Origin of the sequence: Lactobacillus sp. (assembly GCF_051893255.1) — a bacterium.
Classification (GTDB): domain Bacteria; phylum Bacillota; class Bacilli; order Lactobacillales; family Lactobacillaceae; genus Lactobacillus.
This window is the reverse complement of sequence record NZ_JBJFHB010000022.1, coordinates 19,771-42,038: the sequence shown is the minus strand read 5'-3', so window position 1 is coordinate 42,038 and position 22,268 is coordinate 19,771. Positions and strand designations below refer to the sequence as shown.

Below are 22,268 nucleotides of genomic sequence, written 5' to 3'. Positions count from 1 at the left end.
TCAAAAATCTGCCGTGGCTAGCAACGTTTGAGGGAGTCAATATCAAAAATCTGCCATGGCTAGCAACATTCGGGGGCAACAACAGCCAAAAAACACCTCGGCTAACTAGATTCGGGGGCAGACAGCGACCAAAAACACCTCGGCTAACTAAATTTGGGGGCAAACCCACAACCGCAGCCACCGCCCACGACCAACAAAATTTTTTACCCAACCGCATCCCGCCAAAACCGCGCCGCGTCGCCACTCTTACTTTTTCCAAAAAGTGTAAAGACACTAGTTCGGAAGGCGCAGCCCCGCCCCACCTCGGTCAGCGCCACTCTCGCCAAACGACTAATCTAATACTTGCACAAGGCCTTGTGACACCACATACCAAGGAGTCACACATGATTAGTCGTTACAAAATTGCCGAAGCCTGGTCCAAGCAAAAGCTTGTCGCCGGCGCGCTAAAGTCCGCCCACGTTTACCGCAGCTACACCGATTACGAGGACCTCTTCCAGGAGGGCATCCTGGTCTACGCCGAATGCCTGGCCAGCCGCGATCCCCACCTGTCTGACGAGGAGGTCGATCGCCTCGCTTTTAAAAAGGTGCTCTGGCGCATGCTCGATTTGTTAAAAAAGAATCAGCGCCGCTCCGACCACCAGCAAAGCCTGGAGGCGGCCTTCTTGTTACCAGCCAAGCCCGCCGAGTGGCCGATCGCACTCAAAATCGCCTGGCGACAGCTGCCCGATTTGGAAAAAATCGTCCTCGGCCAAAACCTACTCCAGGGCTATAGCCTGAAGGAAACAGCCAACCTCTTGAACCTGCCCTACCGGACAACCAGCCGAATCAAAAAGCAGGCCCTAGAAAAATTGCGGCAACAACTGGAATAAGAAATAAGCGTCAAACCTAAATGGTTTGACGCTTTTTACATCTTAATTTTTTGCTTTCTCCCCGATTGCTCTAGCGCATAATCCAAGTCCAGTGACTGAATTGGCATCTTCATGTCTTTTAAAAGTATCTTTTTAAAATCAATCCACTTTGCGCATTCAATTTTATCCATCAGATTCTTCAGCGTGATCCCTTGACCGGCAACGTACTTATCCACCATCTCTTGGCACTGCGAGTTGTAAAGAAGGTTGCTAGCCTTTCTATCCCACACCTCAGGGCTTAAGCTGCCATTAACCCGGTGAAAAAGCGCTAGGTACATAGCGTTATGAATTACAGACTCTTTGATCTGTTTATAGCTTTGCGCATAAGATCGCGGAGGATCTAGCAAGTAGCAGTTCTCACTATCAAGTTCGGTAAACCTGAGTCGCTGGTCATCACACTCAACTTTATCCATCTTTTGTAGTGCTACCAAATCTGTTCCTGATGCGTGGACAGAATTTAAGGAAAAAATTGCTCCCCCACCAGCTGAAACAACATGTTGTTCCTTAATCTCTAAGAGATTACTGATCATTTTTTGCAATGGCTTGCCACCAAAGACATCCTCATTAATCAAGTGGGTAATTAGCGAATTCGTACTTTTCTTTAACAGCAATCCGCCTCGCTTAGAATCTACCACTAAAGTTCGGTAATCGCCTAGTCGCTTTTTTTCAAAACCAAAAGCTAGAATGAAGCTGTTACTAATTCGATAATTGGCTGCTGGTTCAGCTAGCAAAGTACCAGCTTGGTAGGCTTCTTGACACCATTCTTTGTCATATACGTAATTCATATTTCACCTAATATTTGGGATTATAGCAATTTAGATAATGGAGCATTCCATTCCGGATGCTATCAAATTTGGGTTGCCCTTGTCTGGCTGGCTCTAAAAACTTGATCAGATAATACACCCGCTGATCATTCACATGACTGGCGTGCCGAAAGCCACCCCATTCCATGTTTTCTTCTAATTTGTCTCCAAATTTTTCAACCTCATAAATTGGCCCAAAGAGCTCCAAGTGCTGCTCAAGTTCCGTATCCTTAGTTATCTTACCGGCCAGCATGAAATCTAACGATGTTGGGTGTGGACAATCGATTATCTCATCTAGGGTTACCATATCAACTTTGGAGATAATATTCTTCCCAAACAAATTATTCCGAATAAAAGCCTTCCTTTGTCCAAGAAGTATATAATCCTTCATTTCCGGCAAAGCTAATAATTGCAGCTCCTTAGCAGATAAACTCTGTAGTTTTTTAGTTCTATGTAAAAATAGATCTAATAATAGATAAGCGGCTTCCTCGGCTTCACTTTTTAGCTGGAATCTTTTTTCTAAAAAAGATTTCCTTGCTGGTTTAAACTTCTCTTCTAAAACTTCCATCCCTGCTTTAATCAACTGTTTATTCTCGTCACTGATTACCGTTAGACGGTACTTGTTAAATATTAAACAAGCAATAGAAATTTCCTTTTCTTTTAATTGCGTATACAGTGGCTCCGAAAAAATAGTATTAGCAAGCCATTTATCTAAGATAAACTCTATTTCTTCCATTTTTCTATTCTCTATATTCCAATATACGTGATTGATCTCACAATTTTTAACTATACCACTTTCTTCCAGTTAATAAAAGCGTTATCATTAACTAAATCGAATTTTGTTATTTATCATTTTTCCGCATCACTTGTAATCAGACTACCCTCTACTTCATTATTTTCAAGCTTTTCATCAACGCAAATTAGATAAAATCGGTTATGATATACTTAAGTATTTTGAAATGACTTAGGGGGAAAACTATGATAACCGATAGTGAACTTGCTTATGGTATTGGGGAACTGGTCAGCATCGCCTTCTTGGCCCTGCTCTTAGCCAGCTCCACCAAAATTAAGCACTACAGTTCCCAGCAGCGCTGGTTCAATGCCAGTCTGCTAAGCCAGATCATCTATCTGGCTGGCGACAGCATCAATATTCTTTTCTTTCACAGAATCAGCTGGACCAGCAGCTTTTTGCCTAGACTGATGAACAGCTATCTGTCGGTCAGCATGAACGCCCTTAGCTTTACGACCTTCATGTTTATCGCAGCTAAAATGGAACTCCCCCTCGTTAATAATAAAAAGACGGTTCGCTTAGTCAGCCTGCCAGCAGTTGCCTTGTCTATTTTTGACGTGCTGGCTGCCCTCTTTGCCCCGCAAATCATCTTTACCACGACTGGGGCCCAGAATTTAACCAGCTTTTACTCTATAGTCTTCATTTCGATGCCTGCCCTTTACTCAGGAACCGCCCTGATCCTGACCTTTTCCCAGGCCTACATCAACCGGCACAACCGGATCAGTCACTACTACCTGACCCTGACTGCCTACCCCCTGCTCATGACCTCCTGCGGGGCCATTGAGCTCTTTATTTCGCAGCGCGCCCCGATTTTTGCATACTCTGTTACTTTTTATTTTGCTTTCATCTACCTCTACCAGCTGAATTCCACCATTGAGGACGCCACCATCGACTCCCTGACGGGCCTGCGGAACCGGGAAAATCTGAAAGACTACCTGGACAGCATCTGGCGGGCTGATGCCGGTGACCAGTACTACCTGTTCATGATCGACATGAACGGGCTAAAGTCCGTCAACGACGTCTACGGCCACGTAGAAGGCGACAACGCCATTAAGGCGATCGGCAAGGCCATGGACGACGTTCTGGAAGTCGGCAACGACGGGATCGTCTGCCGCTACGGCGGGGACGAATTTATCGCCATCATCAAGGTGGACAGCGACCAAGAGGCCGCTAAACTGATCCAGCTCACCCGTGAGCGCATCGCCTACTACAGCCAGCAAGAGCACCTGCAGTCGACCCCGCAAGTGGCTGCCGGCTACATCCGGATGACCAAGGAAAAGCAGCCGCTGGACAACCTGCTCAAGCAGGCCGACAGCAAGATGTACGCGGAAAAGCAGTCCATGAAGACCGGCGACCGGGCCGCCAACTTTTTTACTGACGAGATTACCGGGCTGCCTAACGCCAACTACTTCCACAACTTTGCCGGCAAGTATTTGAAAAAGCTGAGCAAGGAAGGGAAGCAGGCCTCGATCGTCCTCTTCAACGTGGCCGGGATGCACGCCTTCAACGACCAGTTCGGCTATAAAAAGGGTGACGAACTCCTACGGAAGGTCTCCCGCCTCTTGCACGAAAACTTCAGAGAAGAAGAGGACGTCTTGCTCCGCTACACGGAAGACAACTTTTTGCTGGTCACGACCAGTCCAATCGAGCCGCTTTTAGCCCGGATTAAAAAGGTGGCTGGGGATGTGTCGCAAGCTGAGTCCGTTGGCCTCAAGGCCGGCATTTACCAGCTGGACAAGGAGCAAATCGACGTTATTGCTGCCGTCGACCTGGCTAAGCGCGCCATGCAGTCCATCGGCAAGAGCCGGCAGCAGATCTATGCCATCTACGGCCCGGCTGTCCAAGAAATCTATGACCGGCAGGACTTTGTCTTGCTCAACTTTAAAAAGGCCCTGCAAGATGGCGAAATCAGTGCCCACTTCCAGCCAGTCATCCGCAGCTTGACTGGACAAATCGCCAGTTTTGAAGCCCTGGCCAGATGGGAAAACCCAGAGCGTGGCCTGATTCCGCCCGACCAATTTATCTCTACCCTGGAAAAGGCCCGCCTGATCCAGCTTTTGGACCTGGAAATTTTTGAACAGGTCTGCCAGCAGCAGGCCCGGGCCCAGAAGGCCGGCTTGCCGATCCCCGTCGTTTCCGTCAACCTCTCGCCAATTGACCTGCAAAGCCGGCAAATCGTGGACGATGTGGAAAAAATCCGGCAAAAGTATGGCATCCCTGCCAAGTACCTCAAGATTGAAGTGCTGGAATCCATCATTAGCCAGGCGCCCGAAGAACTAGAAGGCGTGATCGAGGCCTTCCACGAGTGCGGCTACAAGGTCTGGATGGACGATTTCGGCAGCGGCTACTCCAGCTTGAACAACCTGAAGGACTTCAGCTTCGACTTGATGAAGATCGACATGGAATTTTTAAAAGGGTTTACCGAAAACTCCCAAAGCAAGATCATCATCTCTGAAGTTGTCGACATGGCCAAACGGCTGGGCATCGCCACTCTGTGCGAAGGGATCGAGAACCGGCGGCAAAGCGACTTTTTGAAGGAAATCGGTTGCCAGTTCCAGCAAGGCTACCTCTTTGGCAAATCGATGACGGCCGACGACTTGCAGGCCTTTTTGGCTAAGCACCAAGAAGACCTGGAAGCAATCGACCTGCGCGACTACTACGGGCAAATCGACCGCATTAACGTCTTGACCAACCCCATCCACAGACTGGAAGATCAAAACCAGAGTCTGGGCGAAAATATTGACGTGCCAATGGCAGTCGTCGAATTAGGGGAAGACGACAAGTTCACCTACCTCTACTTCAACCATACCTTGAAGCGGCTGGTGATTGACGGCAGCAAGGCCAAGCTGGGGCAAGAAGTTGCAGCCGAATCGCGGTTCAACCACTGCCTCACCGAGCAGATGCATCGCTGCCAGGGGCAAGAGGATCCAGTTTCCGCCGACTTCACTTATGAAGACGTGATTTACAAGGTCCGCATGCGCTGGCTGGCTAAAAAAGAGCGCGATGCCTTTATCTTTACCCTGGGACAGGGGGAATAAGCTGAAAAAAGAAGCTAGGACAATCTAGCTTCTTTTTTATGTCATCTTGAATATCTTATATAAAAATAACGCTATGATTATTGTAGAGGTGATTTGAGCCTTTACCCACCGCAAATCCGGCAAAATCGGTTATGATATGGTTAAGCTTTTTGAAATACTTGGGAGAAAACAATAATTATGATAAATGATCGTGCCCTTGCCTACTCCATTGCCGAGCTGGTCTGTATTGCCTTTCTAACTCTGCTGCTCAACAGCTCCAAAAAGATCAAGCGCTACACCCTGCAGCAGCAATGGTTCAATGCCACCCTGACCTGCCAAATCCTGTACCTGGCCGGCGACAGTATCAATACCCTATTTCTGAACCAGATCATTCCGGTCAGCCGCATTCTGACTAACTTCATGAGCATCTACCTGGCGCTGGCCATGAACGCACTCAGCTTCGTGACCTTCATGTATGTCGCGTCTAAAATGGAATTGCCGCTGATTCATGATCAGAAAAAAGTCCGCCTGATCGCCCTACCGCCAGTCGCTTTGTCATTTTTTGACATGCTGGTCGCCCTTGCTGCGCCCCAAATCGTTTTTCCTAACAGCGGGAACCAAAACTTTACCGACTTTTTCTCCCTAGTTTTTTTAGCCATGCCTACCATCTACACAGCCACCGTCTTAATCTTGACTTTCTCCCAGGCCTTCATCAACCGGCACAAGCGGATCAGCCGCTACTACCTGGCCTTGACCGTCTACCCCCTCTTGATGACGACTTGCGGCGTAATTGAAGTTATGCTCTCACAAAGAGTGGCCATCTACGCTTATTCGGTTACCTTTTATTTTGCTTTTACCTACTTTTACCAGCTCAATTCCACCATCCAGGATGCGACGATCGACTCCTTGACCGGCCTGCGGAACCGGGAAAACTTGAAGGAATACCTGGACAGCATCTGGCGGGCCGAAAGCGGCGACCAGTACTACCTCTTCATGGTCGACATGAACGGCCTGAAGTCGGTCAACGACGTTTACGGCCACGTGGAAGGCGACAAGGCCATCAAGGCCATCGGCAAGGCTCTCGACGAAGTTCTAGAAGTTGGCAATGACGGGATCGTCTGCCGCTACGGCGGGGACGAGTTCATCGCCGTCATCAAGGTAGCCAGCGACCAAGAAGCGGCAAAATTGGTGCAGCTGACGCGGGAGCGGATCGCCCATTATGCCCAAGAAGAGTACCTGCAGTCAACGCCACAGATCGCTGCCGGCTACATCCACATGCCCCGGGAAAAGCAGCCCCTCGAAAAGCTTTTAAAGCAGGCTGATAGCAAGATGTATGCCGAAAAGCAGTCCATGAAGACCGGCGACCGGGCGGCCAACTTTTTCACCGATGAAATCACTGGCTTGCCTAACGCCAACTACTTCCACAATTTTGCCGGCAAATATTTGAAAAAGCTCAGCAAGGAAGGCAAAAAGGCCTCGATCGTCCTCTTCAACGTGGCCGGGATGCACGCCTTTAACAACCAGTTCGGCTACAAAAAGGGTGACGAACTCCTCCGGAAGGTTTCGCGGATTTTGCACGAAAACTTCAGAGAAGAAGAGGACGTCTTGCTCCGCTACACGGAAGACAACTTTTTACTGGTTACGACCAGCCTCCTAAATTCTCTCTTAGACCAGATCAAAAAGGCGGCTGGGCAAGTCTCCCAAGCTGAGTCCGTCGGCCTTAAGGCCGGCATTTATGAGCTAAATGACGGCCAAATCGACGTCATCACAGCCGTCGACTTAGCTAAGCGCGCCATGCAGTCCATCGGCAAGAGCCGCCAGCAGATCTATGCCATCTACGGCCCCGAGGTCCAGGCCATTTACGACCGGCAGGACTTCGTCTTGCTCAACTTTAAAAAGGCCCTGGCCAGGAGTGAAATCACCGCCTACTTCCAGCCCGTCATCCGCAGCCTGACCGGGCAAGTCCACAGCTTTGAGGCCCTAGCCCGGTGGGAAGACCCAGAGCGCGGCCTGATTCCGCCCGACCAGTTCATCTCCACGCTGGAGCGGGCCCGGCTCATCCAGATGCTGGATTTGGCCATTTTTGAAAAAACGCTCAGACTGCAGAAGCACTTGCGGCGCGCCGGTTTGCCAATCCCCGTGATTTCCGTCAACCTCTCCCCCGTTGACCTGCAAAGCCGCGAAATCGTGGATGAAGTGGAAAAAATCCGGCAAAAGTACGACGTTCCAGCTAAGTACCTCAAGATCGAGGTGCTGGAGTCAGTTATCAAGGAAGCCCCAGGCCAGCTAAACGCGGTCATTGCGGCCTTTCACCAGGCCGGCTATGAGGTCTGGATGGACGACTTTGGGAGCGGCTATTCCAGCTTGAACAGCCTGAAGGACTTTGACTTCGATTTGATGAAAATCGATATGGAATTTTTGAAAAAGTTTACCGAAAACTCCCAAAGCAAGATCATCATTTCCGAAATCGTCGACATGGCCAAGCGGCTGGGCATCGCTACTTTGTGCGAAGGAATCGAGAACCGGCAGCAGGCGGACTTTTTAAAGGAAATTGGCTGCCAGTTCCAGCAGGGCTACCTCTTTGGCGAGTCCATGACGGCAGATGCACTGGAAGACTTTTTAACAGAGCATCCAGACCAACTGGAAAGCATCGACCTGAACGACTACTACAACCAGATCGACCAGGTCAACGTCTTGACCAACCCCATCCACAAGCAAGCTGAGCAAAAGCAGAGCCTGGGCGAAAACATTGACGTGCCCATCGCCGTGCTGGAGCTGGCGGCTGACGGCAGCTTCACCTACCTCTACTTCAACCATGCCTTAAAGCGGATGGTCTTAAGCGGCAACCAGGGGAAGCTGGAAGAAGTGGTAGATACGGAATCCGGCTTTAACGCCTTCTTGCTCAAGCTGATGCGGCGCTGCCAAGGGCAGACTGACCCCGTCTCGGCCGATTTCACTTTTGCAAATACGGTTTACACCATCCGCATGCGCTGGCTGGCTAAACAGAAAAAGAACGCCTTTATCTTTAATGCCGCTAAGCATGGGGAATAGACTATATGAAAAAGGAGCTAGATTTTGTCTAGCTCCTTTTTTGCGTCTTCAGATGTAAGTTAGTCTAATGGCTTGGTTTCAATCAACTCTCCAGTGAGGGCTACTTGGTAGCCTTGAGCAATCTTGTCTTGCCGCACTGGGTGAACGACTTGGAACTTACCCTGCTTGACCACGCGCGGATTGTCGCTCTTAAAGCCGGCTGGCAGCGGCAAGTTAGTACCGTGCAAGACGACTACGATTACCTTGTAGCCGCTCTTAGTGACTTCAATTGGCGCATAGTGCAGGGTCGTATTGTAGAGTTCCACGATCGTGCCCTTTGGCACATAGTAGATCTTGCCATCCCGGCGCGGGTCAATTGTTCCTTGCTTGTCCAAGATCTGTCTTTTGGCAAAAACCATCACAACATCATCCAGCATAATGTTGAGTTCAGAACATTGGTGGTACTCAAAAGCAGAAAAATCATCCGTATGCCCAATCGTGGCCCCGGCATCAATTGGCATCCCCGCAAAGACGTCCCGGCCAATGGCTTGAATGGCTTCCGTCTTTTCAAGTTCAGGAATTGACTGCAAGTAAGTTGAGCCAGACTCTGGCATAGCGACGTGGCTCATCACGTCTTCCACTTCATCTAGGGCATAGCTATAAACAACGCCGAAGTCCGCAAAGCTTGAGTCCGTTACAGGCAAGATTTCAAGACCAGGATTGGCTGCTCTAAATTCCTCTAATCTGCTCATGGCAAACCTCTTAGTCGTGGTAGACGCCTTCAGCCCACTTCTTGTTTTCTTCGTCAAAGAAGTGTTCATTGTCCTTTTGGTCTGGATTTGGCTTAGCAATGTGGTCGATCTTGTCGATCAGCTTCTTGTTTTCGTCGCTTGGCTTGTACTTAGCGTTCAAGAAGCCATCAACAATGTCAAAAATAAAGTCACGGCCCAAAACGATCCCGCCAAAGCCTAAAACATTAGCGTTCAATTCTTCACGGGCGTAAATGGCTTGAGTTTGGTCACCAACCATAGCAGCGCGAATGCCTTCATTCTTGTCAGCAGCAGTTGAAATCCCGATCCCAGTCCCGCAAAGAACAATCCCAAGGTCTGCGCGGCCATCAGCTACGGCTTCAGCAACTCTCTTACCATACATTGGGTAGTGGGTCCGGGTGTTGTCGTAAGTCCCCATGTCCAAGACTTGGTAGCCTTCATCCTTCAAGTGGTCAGAAATCAGCATCTTGGTTGCCGTAACAATGTGGTCATTACCTAAAGCGATGACAGTGTGCTTGTCAATTTTCGCATCAACGTATTCTGGTTGTGGACGATCATTATCTAACATTTTAAAAAAGCCTCCGTTAACTCAAACTAAATCATCTTTTCAAGCATGTCCAAGCGAACTTGGTGTCTGCCAGCTGCGTATTCAGTGTCTAAGTATCTTTGAACGATCGTGTTTGCCAGGTCTGGCCCAACAACGCCGCTGCCCAAAGCAATTGCCTTGGCACCGTTGTGCATCGCCGTCATGTGAGCAGTCCGTTCTTCGTTAACGTTAGCCGTTACCATGCCCTTAACCTTGTTTGAAGCCATGGCTGAGCCAACGCCGTAGCGGTCAAACATCACCGCCTTCTTGATGCCATTGTCCAAAACTTCGTGGGTCACCTTCAGGCTTGATTCGATAAAATCTTCAGCAGGTTCTGGGGTAACGTCTACAACTTCATAATCGTGCTTTTGCAGGTAGTCCTTAACTTCTTCCTTCAGTTCAAAACCGTCTTTGTCGCTTCCGATAACAACTTTCATTGTTATGCTTCCTTTCGTTTAGCTGTCAATGCCAGTACGGATTGACGTATATTGCCGATAATATTCCAACACGTCAGGAGAAGCTTGCTTGTTCGTTACTAATTCATCAATGTCATACAGGCTGTAGAACTGGTAAAAATCTCGGTGGTTAAACTTGTACATATCGGCAACAACCACTTTCTTTTGAGCATTGTTTAAGCCGATACTTTGAGTTTGACCTTCCTCAATGTCAGCTGTCAGCAGCTCAGCATCGCTGATCCCGTTTACGCCAACAAAGGCTTTATCATAGTTCATTGAGTCCAGCTCATCATTAGCTAAGGCCCCGTAAAAAGTCCCACTGATTCGGCGGTAAGAGCCGCCAACCAAGATCAATTGGTAGTTATGAGGATTTTTCCGAGCAGTCTCAAAAACCGGCAGTGAGTTGGTAACGATTCGCAAATTCTCTTGATCTAAGCGAGCAACCATAAACTCTAAAGTAGTACCCGGGCCCACATAAATCGTTTCGTTATCTTCAACCAGACTGGCAGCAATCTCTGCGATCTCCTTTTTCTCAGAGATATGAATTTCTCGCTTTTCGTGGAAATTCTGCTCGGTCTTCATCTGCAAAGACAAGGCTTGAACGCCGCCATGCAGGCGGATGACCTTGCCGGCCTTAGACAATTCATCCAGGTCCCGGCGAATGGTCATTTCTGAGACGTTCATCGTCTTTGCCAGATCAGATACCGCGATAAAGTTTTGCTCGGTAACCATCTTCATTATTAAATCAAGGCGTTCTCTTTTTAACATTTTCTAACACTCCTTGGTTGCTAATGATAGGTTATGTTCGCTTACAAACATAATATAACATCTGCAACCGCTTTTTTCAATACTTTTTTACTAAAAGAATACCACATTTTTCGGTATTTTTTCGAGACTATCAGCAAAAAGAAAAGGAGGAGATACTTCTAACATTTTTGATCAGAATTCCCCTTCTTTTCACATTAAGATGTTCATCTAACTAGAAAAAGCTGATGGCAGTCGATACCTGCTCACTGCGCTCAGGGGCAACTGCCTGCTCCCCCTTCTTATCAGCTATTTCACCAACCTTGCCGTACTGGTCAGGCAGGCCTCTAAAGCCTTCTACGCACAAAAATGGCGCATGCTTTTCTTCCGGACTCCAAATTGCCAAGTATGGGAAGTCAGACAAATCCAAGCGAATAGCGTGTTGGTGGCCGCTAACAAGGGTCACCTCACTCAGCTGGCCTGCATCATAAATCCGCAGGCCAGCATCCAGCATTGGATAGCTGACCGGCAAGCTTGAATCCTTTAAGGCAACTTCCGCTTCCTTGCCGCTTCTAAACGGTGCTGGATCAATCAAGAGTTCCGTCAGATTGGCAGTCTGCGGCTCAAAGCTCAAGCGATAATCGCGCAAGTCCCCTTCCAAATTGAAGGCTGGGTGGAAGCCAAGCGAGTAATACATTTCTTGATCCGTATTGTTGGTAATAGCGTAATTAATCAGCAATCGCTTGCCTTGCAGCTGGTAGCTGATTCGCACCGTAAAGTCGTATGGATATACCTCATGCGTTTCTGCATTGGACACAAAGGCTAAAACAGCGGAATCTTTTTGCACTTCTTCAACAGCAAAGTCGTAGTCGCGTAAAAAGCCATGTTGCTTCATGGCATATTTTTGCCCATTAAGCAGGTAGCTATTGTCGTTAGACCGGCCAATAAATGGGAAAAGGATTGGCGCATGCCGGCCCCAATACCGCTTATCAGCCTGCCAGACGTATTCAAAATTATCCTGTAAATTTTTAGCGCTTTGGACTTCTGCCCCCAACGTTGAAATTCTTACTTCCAGTTGATCATTTTTGAGAGTTAGTACTTCAGTCATTTTCAGCCTCTTTTTGATAAAAAAATTTCTATTTCTCAACAACTTGGACTTGATCATGGTATTCGGTAAAGAGTTCAGGGTCGATCCAGCCGGTCTTAGCCTGCATGGTGTTCAGCAATCCCGTCGTCATCCCATATTTCAAGACTTCCTCAGGTGCAAGACCGCTATCCATGGCCACTGCCATCCCAGCCAAAGTGGAGTCGCCAGAGCCAACCGGACTGACCACCTTGATCTTCGGAATTTTGGCTTCAAAGAATTGGTCGTTATGCTTGGCAAAAGCCCCCTTGGCCCCAAGCGAAACCACAATCCATTCAATGCCGGCAAAAATTTCGTTAGACAAGGCGGCTTTTAAGGCTTCCTCATCATCCAAATCAATTTTTTGCCCTAAAAGCTGCTGCAACTCACTTTCGTTTGGCTTGATTAAATCTGGCTTAGCAGCCAAGGCATCGGCCAAACTGGCACCTGACGTGTCCAGGAGCGCCTTTTTGCCACTGGCATGAATCAGGTTGATCATCTTGGCGTAGTAGTCGCTGCCCAGTCCTTTTGGCAAAGAGCCAGACATGGTAACCAGGTTGGCATCTTTTAGCAATTCTTGGAAGTGGTCCAAAAAGGCTTGGCCCTCTTTTTCAGACAAAACTGGGCCACCTTCCAAAACTTCGGTCTGCTTGCCGCCGTCATGCAAGATGGCGATGCAGCTGCGGCTTTCTTGGTCGATATGGTAGAACTTGTAAGCCAGTTCCAGCTGCTTAAGCTGATTTTCGATAAATTGACCAAAGTAGCCGCCGGTAATCCCGGTCGCCAAAACATCACAGTTGAGCAGGTTGATGACCTTGGAGACGTTCAGTCCCTTGCCCCCAGCCACCTTGTCAACCCGGCTGACGCGGTTCACGTCATCGATCACCAAGTGGTCAAGCTGGTAGGAAATATCAATAGATGGATTCATGGTTACAGTTAAAATCATTTTTATGCTTCTTTCTGTACTTTTGCTTTTAATTGTTTTTTGCTTTTTAAAAATTAAAACTCATACTTCCAGGCAATGTGCCGCTCCCACGTCTTGCCTGGCATGACGGTAATCGCGCCAAGGTCACTGCCTGGCAGGGGCGCCACTTGCGCTTCAAGAGTGATCCCGCCAAAGTGCGGCAAAGCGTTAATCTCGCTACGGTTTTTGCCAAAGTGGTTGGCCGTGTAGAGAACCAAGGCCGGCGCGTCGGTGGTCAGGGCCATCTTGACTAAGCCATCACTTGAAGTTAAAACAGCTGCCGGCTTGGCCCCATTCAAAACAAAGGGATGGTCTAAGCCGTTCCGGGCCTGAATCTGCTCATCATCTGACAAGATGGCTTGCCCCACTGGCCGGCTTTCTCTAAAATCAAAAACGCTCCCTTCAACGCTCTTCATTTCGCCCGTCGGCACCCCATCGCCTTTGACCGGCAGATAGTAGTCGGCATCCAGCTGCAACAAGGTTTGATCTACCTGGCTGCCCAGGCCATCTAGGCAGAAGTAGGTGTGGTTGGTCGGGTTAAAAATGGTCAGCTTGTCAGAGTAGGCCGTCATCTGGCATGACAGTTCATTGTCGTTAGTCAAGGTGTAGGTCGTCTCTAGCTGCAGGTTGCCTGGGAAGCCGTTATGGCCATCGTAGTCCAGCAGGCTAAAGTGAACGCTGACGCGGTCTTCGCCTTGCTCTGGCCGGAAATCCCAAACGCGCTGGTCGGTCCCAAAGCCACCGTGGATGTGGTTTTCCCCATCGTTTTGTGGCAGCTGCAGGATATGCGGGCCATTTTGCCACTGGCCCCGGTAAACCCGGCCGGCAATCCGGCCCACCGTACCGCCCAGGAAGTTCCGCTCTTTGTCGTAGTCTTCTGGCTTTTTCAGTGCCAAAATCACATGCCGCTCTTCACCATTTTTCAGCGGCACCGTCACATCTTCTGCCGTTGCCCCATAATTCAGCAGCTTGACCTGCATCCCTTGGTCATTAGTGAGTGTAAATTCGCACAGGTTCTTGCCCTGCAGATAACCGTATTTCTTGATTTGGATCTTCATTTTTTCTTTTTTGTCCTTTTTTGTTAATTTAATGTTTATTTTTACGCTGGAAGCGTTTAAAATATAATTATCAAACAAATTATAACAAACAGGAGCGAAAAATGAACACCCAATTTTTAAAAGACAACTTTGAAAAGACATTTAACCAGCCAGCCTTCGATACTTTCTTCTCACCTGGCCGGATCAACATCATTGGTGAACACACCGACTACAATGGCGGCCACGTCTTCCCTTGTGCCATCAGTTTAGGGACTTACGCTGCCTACGGCTCACGCAGCGACAACTTAATTTCCGTTTGCTCAGGCAACATGGACGATGACGTCGTCACCTTTGCCATCGGCGACAGCAGCCTAGAAAAAGACCCTAACCACAAGTGGATCAACTACTTCAAGGGCATGATCGCTTATGTTCAAGAAGAAACAAAGCCGCTAGATCACGGCTTCAACCTCTACGTCTGGGGCAACCTGCCATACGGTGCAGGTCTTTCCTCATCAGCCTCCATCGAAATGCTGATCGGCAAGGTTTTGACCGAAGAATTCAACTTGAGCGTTGACCCAGTCAGAATGGCCCAGCTTGGTCAAAAGACCGAGAACGAGTTTATCGGCTTGTCTTCTGGCATCATGGACCAATTCGCTGTCAACATGGGCAAGAAGAATCACGCCATCTTCCTCGACTGTGCAAGCTTAAAGTACAAGTACCTGCCGCTGGACCTGGGCGACTACGAAATCATCATCATGTCCACCAACAAAAAGCACACCCTGGCTGATTCTGCTTATAACGACCGCGTGCGAGAATGCCAAGAAGCCACCAAGAAATTGCAGCAAAAGCTCAAAATCAAACACCTTGGCGATATCAACGAAGAAACTCTGGACGAATATTCTTACCTGATCAACGATGAGACCTTGCTTAAGCGCGCCCGTCACGCCGTCAGTGAAAACCAGCGCACCATCAAGGCAACCGAAGCCATGATGGACAAGGACCTGGAAAAGCTGGGTCGACTGATCAACGCTTCTCACGTGTCTCTTCACTTTGACTACGAAGTCACTGGCAAGGAACTGGACACCTTGGCTGAAACGGCTTGGCAGCAAGACGGCGTCCTCTGTGCCCGGATGATCGGGGGCGGCTTTGGCGGCAGCGCCATTGCCATCGTCAAGGAAGGCAAGGCTAAGGAATTCGAAGAAAAGGTCGGCGCTGTTTACGAAGAAAAGATCGGCTACGCGGCCAGCTTCTACGAAGCCAAGATTGTTGACGGCACCCACAAGCTGTAGAAAGGGACTAGAAGGCTTTTTATGTTAATTGCAAATTTTGTCCAAAAAATCATCGAAAATACCGACTACCAAGAAATCGACCGGGTCTACCTTTTTAACAAGGTCCAGGCTCTGGTCGGCGACGGAGACGTTGCGGAAAAAAACGGAAATCTTTTTGACCAATTGGTAGACCTGGCTGTTAGCCGGAAGAAGATTCCAGACGACCAGACCAGCCGGGAAATCCTGGCTGACCAGCTGGCCGATCTGATGACCCCGGCCCCAAGCAGGGTCAACGACCTCTTCTGGAACAAGTACCACGATTCAGCCAAAACTGCCACCGACTGGTTCTACCAGCTCTGCATCGACAACAACTACGTCAAAAAAGACGCGATTGCTAAGAACGTTGTCTTCTCAGGCGACAGCTCCTATGGTCACCCGCTGGAAATCACCATCAACCTGTCTAAGCCAGAAAAGGATCCAAAGGCAATCGCCGCCGCGGCTAAAAAGCGCGATGACTCTTACCCAAAGTGCGACCTCTGCCTGGAAAATGAAGGCTACCTGGGCACTTACGGCAAGAACGCCCGCAGCAACCTCCGGATCATTCGGATGAACGTTGGCGGGGAAAAATGGGGGATGCAGTATTCGCCATACGCCTACTTTAACGAGCACTGCATCTTTTTGGACGAAATCCATGAGCCAATGGTGATCAACCAGCAGACCCTGACCAACCTGCTCCAGATCATCAAGACCTTCCCCCACTACATGGTTGGGTCAAACGCGGACTTGCCAATCGTTGGCGGATCGCTACTGTCTCATGAGCACTACCAAGGCGGCGGCCACCGCTTCCCAATGATGAACGCCAAGATCAAGAAGGAGCTGACTTTTACCAACTACCCAGACGTAACCGGCGGGATCGTCGACTGGCCGATGAGCGACCTGCGTCTGATCAGCCAGAATCCAACGTCCTTGATTGCCCTGGGCACGGAAGTCATCAACCAGTGGCAAAAGTACAGCGACGAGAGCCTCCACATCGCGGCGGAAAAAGATGGCGTGTTGCACCACACAGTTACGCCAATCGCCCACAAGGACGGCGATAATTACGTCCTAGAACTGGTTTTGCGGGACAACAACACTAGTGAAGAGTATCCATTAGGGCTCTTCCACCCGCACGCTGACAAGTGGCACATCAAGAAGGAAAACATTGGCTTGATCGAGGTCATGGGCCGGGCGATTTTGCCAGGACGGCTCAAGGCGGAAATGGCTGAAGTGAAGAAGTTCTTGCTGGATCAGCCAAATGAAATGGCCGACATCCACCGTGACTGGGCTGAAGGGCTGAAACAGGCCCATAGCGACCTAAACGAAGGCAACGTGGATGATCTGCTTCAGCAGGCCTTGCTCGACGTCTTTGACCAGGTTTTGGCCGATGCTGGGGTATTTAAGAATGATGAAGCCGGGGATGCGGGCTGGGACCGCTTCTTGGCGGAAGTGAAGTAAGACGAAAAAGAACAAGTTATTTAGTTCGATACAAATTAAAAAGCGATTTAGCTGTATGGCTAAATCGCTTTTTCGTTTGCTTACACCTTTTCAGGCTCAAGCATCTTGCTAATTTTGGGGCGGTCTTTCTCTGGCACTTCCAAGAAATCCATCGCTTCAGCCGGCGTCATGCCCTTGCGAATTGCGGTGCGCAGGTTTTGGACTAGCTTTCTTTCCTCACCTTCAGCAATGCCTTCTTTGCGACCTTCTTCTCTGCCCTCGTATCTAAAGTGGTTTCTTTGCGCAATGTAAGCTAAGCGGTCTGCTTGCCAGCCTTGGTCTTTGCTGTATTCACACATTTTTTCGTAGACCTCCTTAATAAAATCATCACTTAGGTCAGCCTGGCCATTCATTAAATCTAGGAACTTCTGCAAGGTAGGACTGACCTTTCCCTGCGTCCCTTTGGAATTAATGATGTAAACTAGCGATTCATCGGCAAGTGCAATCTTCTCTTCTGGGCAATAGGTCTTAAAGCAACAAATCTTTTGCTCACTGTCGACATTGGCAAAAGGGGAAAAAACGATTGCTGTTGCTGGCGGCAGTTCATCGTAGGACTTACCATGCAAGAGCAGGTAGGCATCGATTACGGCGCGGTAATACCGCACCCGCTTAGGCTTAAACTTTGAGGACTTCTGCATCTCAAGGTCGTAAATGCGTTTAGCCTCATCCGTTGCCCTAATGTCTAGCCGAACCGCTTTTGATTCCCAGCTGTTCTTGATCTGCTCTTGGGCACCTGTATTAACTTGCTGGATCTTTAACAGCGGGAATAGTTCTTGCAACAGTCTAGTACAAAGACGATTATCTTGCATTACCGTGAAGAACATGTAGTCATCGGTAATTCCGAAAATATCGCCGTCTTTACCAGGTTGATTTTCTTTAGGCATATTATACCTCCTTCGCTTTCTATTTTGGTGTCGGAGGTATTTTCCCTCCACTTATTATTACACCGAAAATCGCAAAATTACCGAAAGTCGTTACAATAGTCAAAGAGTGTAAAAGTTTTTCTAATAATATTGCCATAATTGAGAATAAAGGCAAAAGAAAACCTGCAGCCGTTGGGGGTGGCTGTAGGTTTCTGCGATTGTTAAAAATAAATTTTGGAGAAAAATATCATTTAGTAAATGTGTAAAGCAATAAATGAGTTATTAGCTAAAAAGCTAGATAGAAAGTTAAAGTATTTAGAAACGGATAAATTATGTATGATGTGTACCGAATGCTACTTATTCAACATCCAGCTTGTCGCGCCAGCTCTTAGCACCGCTCAAGGCTGCGTTCAGGTTTTCGATGTTTTCCTTGCCTTGAGTCCGCATCCATTCACGGCCGGCTTCTTCGCCTTCAGCAGCGAAGATCTTGATTGATGGCTTCCAAGTTGCCCGGCCACACAGCACGCCGTTGAACTTAGCGCCGGCTTCTTCAGCCATCTTGATTTCAGCGATAAATTCTTCTGAGGTAACGCCAGCTGACAAGAAGATGTATGGCAAGTTGGTTGCGTCAGATTGTTCCTTCAAAAGCTTCTTAGCTTCTTCCTTGGTGTAAACAACCTCATTGTCACCATTGAAGCCTTCAACGTATTTAACGTTAAATGGAATTTCTACCTTCAAAACCGTTACGCCGTAGCGAGGCTTTGAGAATTCCTTTTCGGCTTCAATGACCTTGTGAGCCTTAACTTTAGCAAATTCTGGGCTTTGGTTGTCAGCGATGTTGGCATCGTAAGTAAGGAGTTCCAAGAAGAATGGCAGGCCAACAGCCTTAGCTTCAGCACCGACTCTTTCAACAAAGGCGTGCTTCTTATCGTTGATCTTTTCGCCTTCATCTGGGTCGTAGTAAAGCAAGAACTTGATGGCGTCAGCTCCTTCTTCCTTGATCCGCAAGCCTGATTGGTTTTCGATCAAGTCGCACATTCTGCCTGGTTCGCTGGTGTCATAGCCAGTCTTTTCATATGAGAGAAGGAGGCCACAGTTCTTGTCTCGAACCTTGGTTGCTGGCAAGCCGTATTCTGGGTCGGTTAAGATACCTGAAGCGTACTTGGTCAATTCTTCTGAAACAGCCTTCTTGTATTCAACGATGGTTTCTTCATCGGCTGGCTTGTTGGCTGCTTCAGCCAGCATTCTCTTCAATGAGCCTCTTTGGTCAATGGCCAAGGCGGAAATCACGCCATCTTTGGTTGACAAGTTTTCCAAGTGTTCTGCTACTTCTTTAGTAATTTTAGTCATCTATTTTTTCTCCTGACTTAAAAATTAATCATTGTTTACTTTTGTTTCTTTTTGTTTGATTCAATTCTTATTATAGTCAAACGCTTTCAAAAAATCAACGGCTTTTGTTCTTTTTATTTCGAAATATGTTTATTTATGTTCCTATCGAACAAATAAAAAAGAATGGATATTTTCAACCCACCCTTTTTCTAAAAAGTTAACTACTTTTTGCTTTGAGATTTATCTAATGCATGACCTGCCCAGTCATAATACTTGCGACTATAGCGGTTACCCTTGTTGTCCCAAACGACGATCTTGTACAATGCATAGACAGTACCAATCATCGCCACTACTTGAAACACCCAAAGCTTGGTTGCAATACTGATTGCATTGATGACAATAACGAAGAGCGTCCATAGAAAGACACGATTTCTTCTTGCTAGCTCATCTGTGGCAACTTTCTTTGATTTTTTCATTAGAAAAACCTCCCCAAGCAAAACTATTAATTAATTGATTTAAAGTGACTACTTGCTTTCCTTAGCAGCTGCGTATTCAGCGTTACGCTTCTTCATTTGCTTTGCGTACCACATAAAGAGCAACAGGTAAGCAGCCAAAGCAAGTAATGCGTAAACAATGAACATGCCTTGCTTGCTCCAAGCGTTACCTACCAGGTAGCCAAGGAACTTTTCAATAGGCCCTTCCATCGTGGTGTCTGATACCAAGGTGTGAGCTGGAATTGCGGCACCAACTTGGTGAGCAACGTGAGTAACAAATGGTGCAACCAAAGTACCTGCCCACAAGAAGATAGGCAATTCCAAAGCACCAATGATGATCATCCGAATGATCTTACCACGGGTAACAACCAACAGGGCTGGTGCAACACCCATACCAATGATCCCACCTAAAGGCATCAATCTGTTGCCTGGCAAAACCATGGCTTCAAGCATCATGATTGGGGCTAAAACGTTACATGCAGCCCAAATTTCTGAACGACCAGCGATGAATGGCCAGTCCAAGCCGATGTTGAAAGTCCGGCCTGAGAACTTTTCGGTAGCAAAAGTAGAAATACCTTGTGAAAGTGGTTCAACAGAAGCAATAAACCATGAACCGATAACTGAGAATAATTCAATGCAGGTACCAGCAGTAAAGGACAGAGTGAACATGCTCTTCCAACCTGCTTCAGTAGTAAAATTGGTACCAGCTAACAGTGAAACAAAGATCCCGAGGTAAACACCAATCGCAAAACGGCTGCCCCAGAAACCAATCTTTTCATTCAGCTTAGCTGAGTCAAAGTCGTACTTGTCAAGCCATGGGAAGATCTTGTCAAACAGCTTGTTGAAGACCATGATAATTGGATTCATCATGTAGTTCATGTGAGTCGTGGTCATTGGGTTGCTGTCTGGTGCGTCAAGCAAGTCGTTAAAGGTTGGCTTCATCAAGTCAGAATTGATGATCTTTAAAGTACCGATGAAGAGGATCAACAAGGTTGCCAACCAAAGTGGCGCACCACAGTACATACTAAACAAACCAACGAAAGCTGAGTGCCAAACATCAAAGATATCGACGTCCAAGGTGTTAGTCTTGTTCAAAATCAACATTACAGCGTTCAAGATGATCAAAACTAGCAAAAAGTACAGGGTATATGGAGAACCCCAAGTAATAGTAGCCAGTGGCGCCCAGCCCATGTCCAGGATATCCATGTGAATCCCGGTGTGCTCAACGAATTGCTTCATTGGCACTTGGAAGGCATTGGTCAGCATCGTCATCACGTCACTAATCGCCGTTAAAGCGATGGCTAACTTCATACCCCCTTCGAGGGCCTTACTAAATTTAACTTTAAAACACAGAGCAATGACCGTCAGGACAACCAACATGATTGTTGGTGCGCCCATGTCGATCAGCGGCTTAAAGACTGCATTCGCGAAATTAATAATCGCCTGCATTTGTCAACATCCTCCCAACATTTTTATTAATAATTTTTCTTTTTTCTTAAGCCTCTAACGCTTAGCCTTCGGCTTCGATCTTCTTGCAAAGCTTATCGACTTCGTCATAAACAGGCTTAGCCATGGCTGGAATTCTGTAAAGAATTGCCCCTGCTTCAACTACTGGGATCTTTGGCTTAAAAGCTAAGTCGGTCTTAGCAATGGTCAGGTAAGCATCGTATTCGTTCAACATATCTTCGTTAACGTCCTTGATCATTACCGCATCACACTTAACGTTGTGACCACGCTTCTTCATTTCTTCTTCAATTGCGTCCTTAATTTGGTGTGATGAGTTGACGCCTGCACCGCATGCTGCCAAAAGCTTAATTTGTCTTGCCATAATAAGTACCTCCTAATTTTTCTCTTACTTATTAAAATGCTTAACCATAAATTGATAAATTTCTTCGGTGGATTGGGAGTTGAACAATTCCTTCAGTTGATCAACCGGGGTTGAGTTCAAAAAGTCCATAATTTGCGCAAGAATGTTTGCTTGACCTTCAGGATCATTGTTCAAAATCATGAACAAGAACTTCACAGATAACTTCTTATCTGGTTCAATCATGTTGTTAAACTCTACCAAATGGGTTAATTCGATAGGTACGATCAACCGTGCGTTTACGAATTCACCCTCCGTATGCGGAATAGCGATATTCGGCAAATCTTTTGAAATTGGTGAGGTATCAATTCCTGTTGGGTATTGGCGCTCACGATCAAGAATATGTTCAATAAAGTCTCCCTTAACATACCCTCGATCCAACAACTTTTGATAAACTTCGCTGATAACGGCTTTCTTATCAGTTTTGTCATTGATAAATACCGCATCTTCTGCAAACAGACTTGGCTTTGCCTCTGTCAACATTTTGCACTCCTTTCACATCGCAGTCGAACGCTTTTTGATTGTTTTTGTTACTTTTCGTTCGATTCACTTGTTATTATAGTTAACCGCTTACAGAATTTTAATAGTTTTTGTGTCATTTTGGTATTTTTTGTTCCACATCATTGCATTACACTTTTCTTCTTTCATTCTATACGTGTATAGCTTTTAGCCTCACAAACAAAGCGCTAT

General features: G+C 47.4%; 20 protein-coding genes. 5 read left to right on the top strand and 15 right to left on the bottom strand.

The window, feature by feature from the left end; translation table 11 throughout:
• The first annotated feature begins 383 nt into the window (after nucleotides 1-383).
• Complete coding sequence (locus ACI4WN_RS01825) at nucleotides 384-869, top strand: sigma-70 family RNA polymerase sigma factor (protein ID WP_439776727.1); 486 nt, start codon at nucleotides 384-386, stop codon at nucleotides 867-869.
• 35 nt (nucleotides 870-904) lie between these two features.
• On the opposite strand, the gene ACI4WN_RS01820 is transcribed toward ACI4WN_RS01825, so the two are convergent.
• Entirely contained in the window at nucleotides 905-1,693 is a 789-nt protein-coding gene (locus tag ACI4WN_RS01820) for a hypothetical protein (protein WP_439776726.1), read from the bottom strand.
• A 7-nt stretch (nucleotides 1,694-1,700) separates the two neighbouring features.
• Nucleotides 1,701-2,447, bottom strand: coding sequence for a hypothetical protein (locus ACI4WN_RS01815; RefSeq protein ID WP_439776725.1), 747 nt, complete (start codon nucleotides 2,445-2,447; stop codon nucleotides 1,701-1,703).
• A 242-nt stretch (nucleotides 2,448-2,689) separates the two neighbouring features.
• Here ACI4WN_RS01815 and ACI4WN_RS01810 point away from each other — a divergent pair, with 242 nt between their 5' ends.
• Nucleotides 2,690-5,539 carry a bifunctional diguanylate cyclase/phosphodiesterase gene (locus ACI4WN_RS01810; protein WP_439776724.1) on the top strand — a complete coding sequence of 950 codons (2,850 nt, stop codon included), beginning with the start codon at nucleotides 2,690-2,692 and terminating at the stop codon, nucleotides 5,537-5,539.
• A gap of 177 nt (nucleotides 5,540-5,716) precedes the next feature.
• Entirely contained in the window at nucleotides 5,717-8,569 is a 2,853-nt protein-coding gene (locus tag ACI4WN_RS01805) for an EAL domain-containing protein (protein WP_439776723.1), read from the top strand.
• A gap of 59 nt (nucleotides 8,570-8,628) precedes the next feature.
• Here the strand turns inward: ACI4WN_RS01805 and ACI4WN_RS01800 are convergent, their stop codons facing one another.
• The 7 genes from ACI4WN_RS01800 to ACI4WN_RS01770 form a co-directional block, all read right to left on the bottom strand.
• Nucleotides 8,629-9,300: a DUF4867 family protein gene (locus ACI4WN_RS01800; protein WP_439776722.1), complete on the bottom strand. Its 672-nt coding sequence runs from the start codon at nucleotides 9,298-9,300 to the stop codon at nucleotides 8,629-8,631.
• 10 nt (nucleotides 9,301-9,310) lie between these two features.
• Nucleotides 9,311-9,886 carry a galactose-6-phosphate isomerase subunit LacB gene (gene lacB / locus ACI4WN_RS01795; protein WP_439776721.1) on the bottom strand — a complete coding sequence of 192 codons (576 nt, stop codon included), beginning with the start codon at nucleotides 9,884-9,886 and terminating at the stop codon, nucleotides 9,311-9,313.
• 26 nt (nucleotides 9,887-9,912) lie between these two features.
• Nucleotides 9,913-10,341: a galactose-6-phosphate isomerase subunit LacA gene (gene lacA, locus ACI4WN_RS01790; RefSeq protein ID WP_439776720.1), complete on the bottom strand. Its 429-nt coding sequence runs from the start codon at nucleotides 10,339-10,341 to the stop codon at nucleotides 9,913-9,915.
• An 18-nt stretch (nucleotides 10,342-10,359) separates the two neighbouring features.
• On the bottom strand, nucleotides 10,360-11,127 hold the full coding sequence (locus tag ACI4WN_RS01785) for a DeoR/GlpR family DNA-binding transcription regulator (protein WP_439776719.1): 768 nt from the start codon (nucleotides 11,125-11,127) through the stop codon (nucleotides 10,360-10,362).
• Between the two features lie 211 nt (nucleotides 11,128-11,338).
• Nucleotides 11,339-12,211, bottom strand: a complete 873-nt coding sequence (locus tag ACI4WN_RS01780; protein ID WP_439776718.1) for an aldose 1-epimerase family protein — start codon at nucleotides 12,209-12,211, stop codon at nucleotides 11,339-11,341.
• 28 nt (nucleotides 12,212-12,239) lie between these two features.
• Complete coding sequence (locus tag ACI4WN_RS01775; protein WP_439776717.1) at nucleotides 12,240-13,172, bottom strand: hexose kinase; 933 nt, start codon at nucleotides 13,170-13,172, stop codon at nucleotides 12,240-12,242.
• Nucleotides 13,173-13,225: 53 nt separating this feature from the next.
• Nucleotides 13,226-14,248, bottom strand: a complete 1,023-nt coding sequence (locus ACI4WN_RS01770) for an aldose epimerase family protein (RefSeq protein ID WP_439776716.1) — start codon at nucleotides 14,246-14,248, stop codon at nucleotides 13,226-13,228.
• A 101-nt stretch (nucleotides 14,249-14,349) separates the two neighbouring features.
• Here ACI4WN_RS01770 and ACI4WN_RS01765 point away from each other — a divergent pair, with 101 nt between their 5' ends.
• A complete protein-coding gene (locus ACI4WN_RS01765) occupies nucleotides 14,350-15,516 on the top strand; it encodes a galactokinase (protein ID WP_439776715.1) in 1,167 nt (388 codons plus the stop codon).
• 21 nt (nucleotides 15,517-15,537) lie between these two features.
• Nucleotides 15,538-16,989, top strand: a complete 1,452-nt coding sequence (locus ACI4WN_RS01760; RefSeq protein ID WP_439776714.1) for a UDP-glucose--hexose-1-phosphate uridylyltransferase — start codon at nucleotides 15,538-15,540, stop codon at nucleotides 16,987-16,989.
• Between the two features lie 80 nt (nucleotides 16,990-17,069).
• Here the strand turns inward: ACI4WN_RS01760 and ACI4WN_RS01755 are convergent, their stop codons facing one another.
• The 6 genes from ACI4WN_RS01755 to ACI4WN_RS01730 form a co-directional block, all read right to left on the bottom strand.
• Nucleotides 17,070-17,912, bottom strand: coding sequence for an Rpn family recombination-promoting nuclease/putative transposase (locus tag ACI4WN_RS01755; protein ID WP_439776713.1), 843 nt, complete (start codon nucleotides 17,910-17,912; stop codon nucleotides 17,070-17,072).
• Nucleotides 17,913-18,248: 336 nt separating this feature from the next.
• Nucleotides 18,249-19,241: a tagatose 1,6-diphosphate aldolase gene (locus ACI4WN_RS01750; protein ID WP_439776712.1), complete on the bottom strand. Its 993-nt coding sequence runs from the start codon at nucleotides 19,239-19,241 to the stop codon at nucleotides 18,249-18,251.
• A 200-nt stretch (nucleotides 19,242-19,441) separates the two neighbouring features.
• Nucleotides 19,442-19,696 carry a hypothetical protein gene (locus tag ACI4WN_RS01745; protein ID WP_439776711.1) on the bottom strand — a complete coding sequence of 85 codons (255 nt, stop codon included), beginning with the start codon at nucleotides 19,694-19,696 and terminating at the stop codon, nucleotides 19,442-19,444.
• Between the two features lie 48 nt (nucleotides 19,697-19,744).
• Nucleotides 19,745-21,163: a PTS galactitol transporter subunit IIC gene (locus tag ACI4WN_RS01740; protein WP_439776710.1), complete on the bottom strand. Its 1,419-nt coding sequence runs from the start codon at nucleotides 21,161-21,163 to the stop codon at nucleotides 19,745-19,747.
• A 61-nt stretch (nucleotides 21,164-21,224) separates the two neighbouring features.
• Complete coding sequence (locus ACI4WN_RS01735; protein WP_439776709.1) at nucleotides 21,225-21,542, bottom strand: PTS fructose transporter subunit IIB; 318 nt, start codon at nucleotides 21,540-21,542, stop codon at nucleotides 21,225-21,227.
• 24 nt (nucleotides 21,543-21,566) lie between these two features.
• Nucleotides 21,567-22,061 (bottom strand): PTS sugar transporter subunit IIA, encoded by a 495-nt coding sequence (locus tag ACI4WN_RS01730; protein ID WP_439776708.1) that lies wholly within the window; start codon nucleotides 22,059-22,061, stop codon nucleotides 21,567-21,569.
• Between the last annotated feature and the right edge of the window lie 207 nt (nucleotides 22,062-22,268).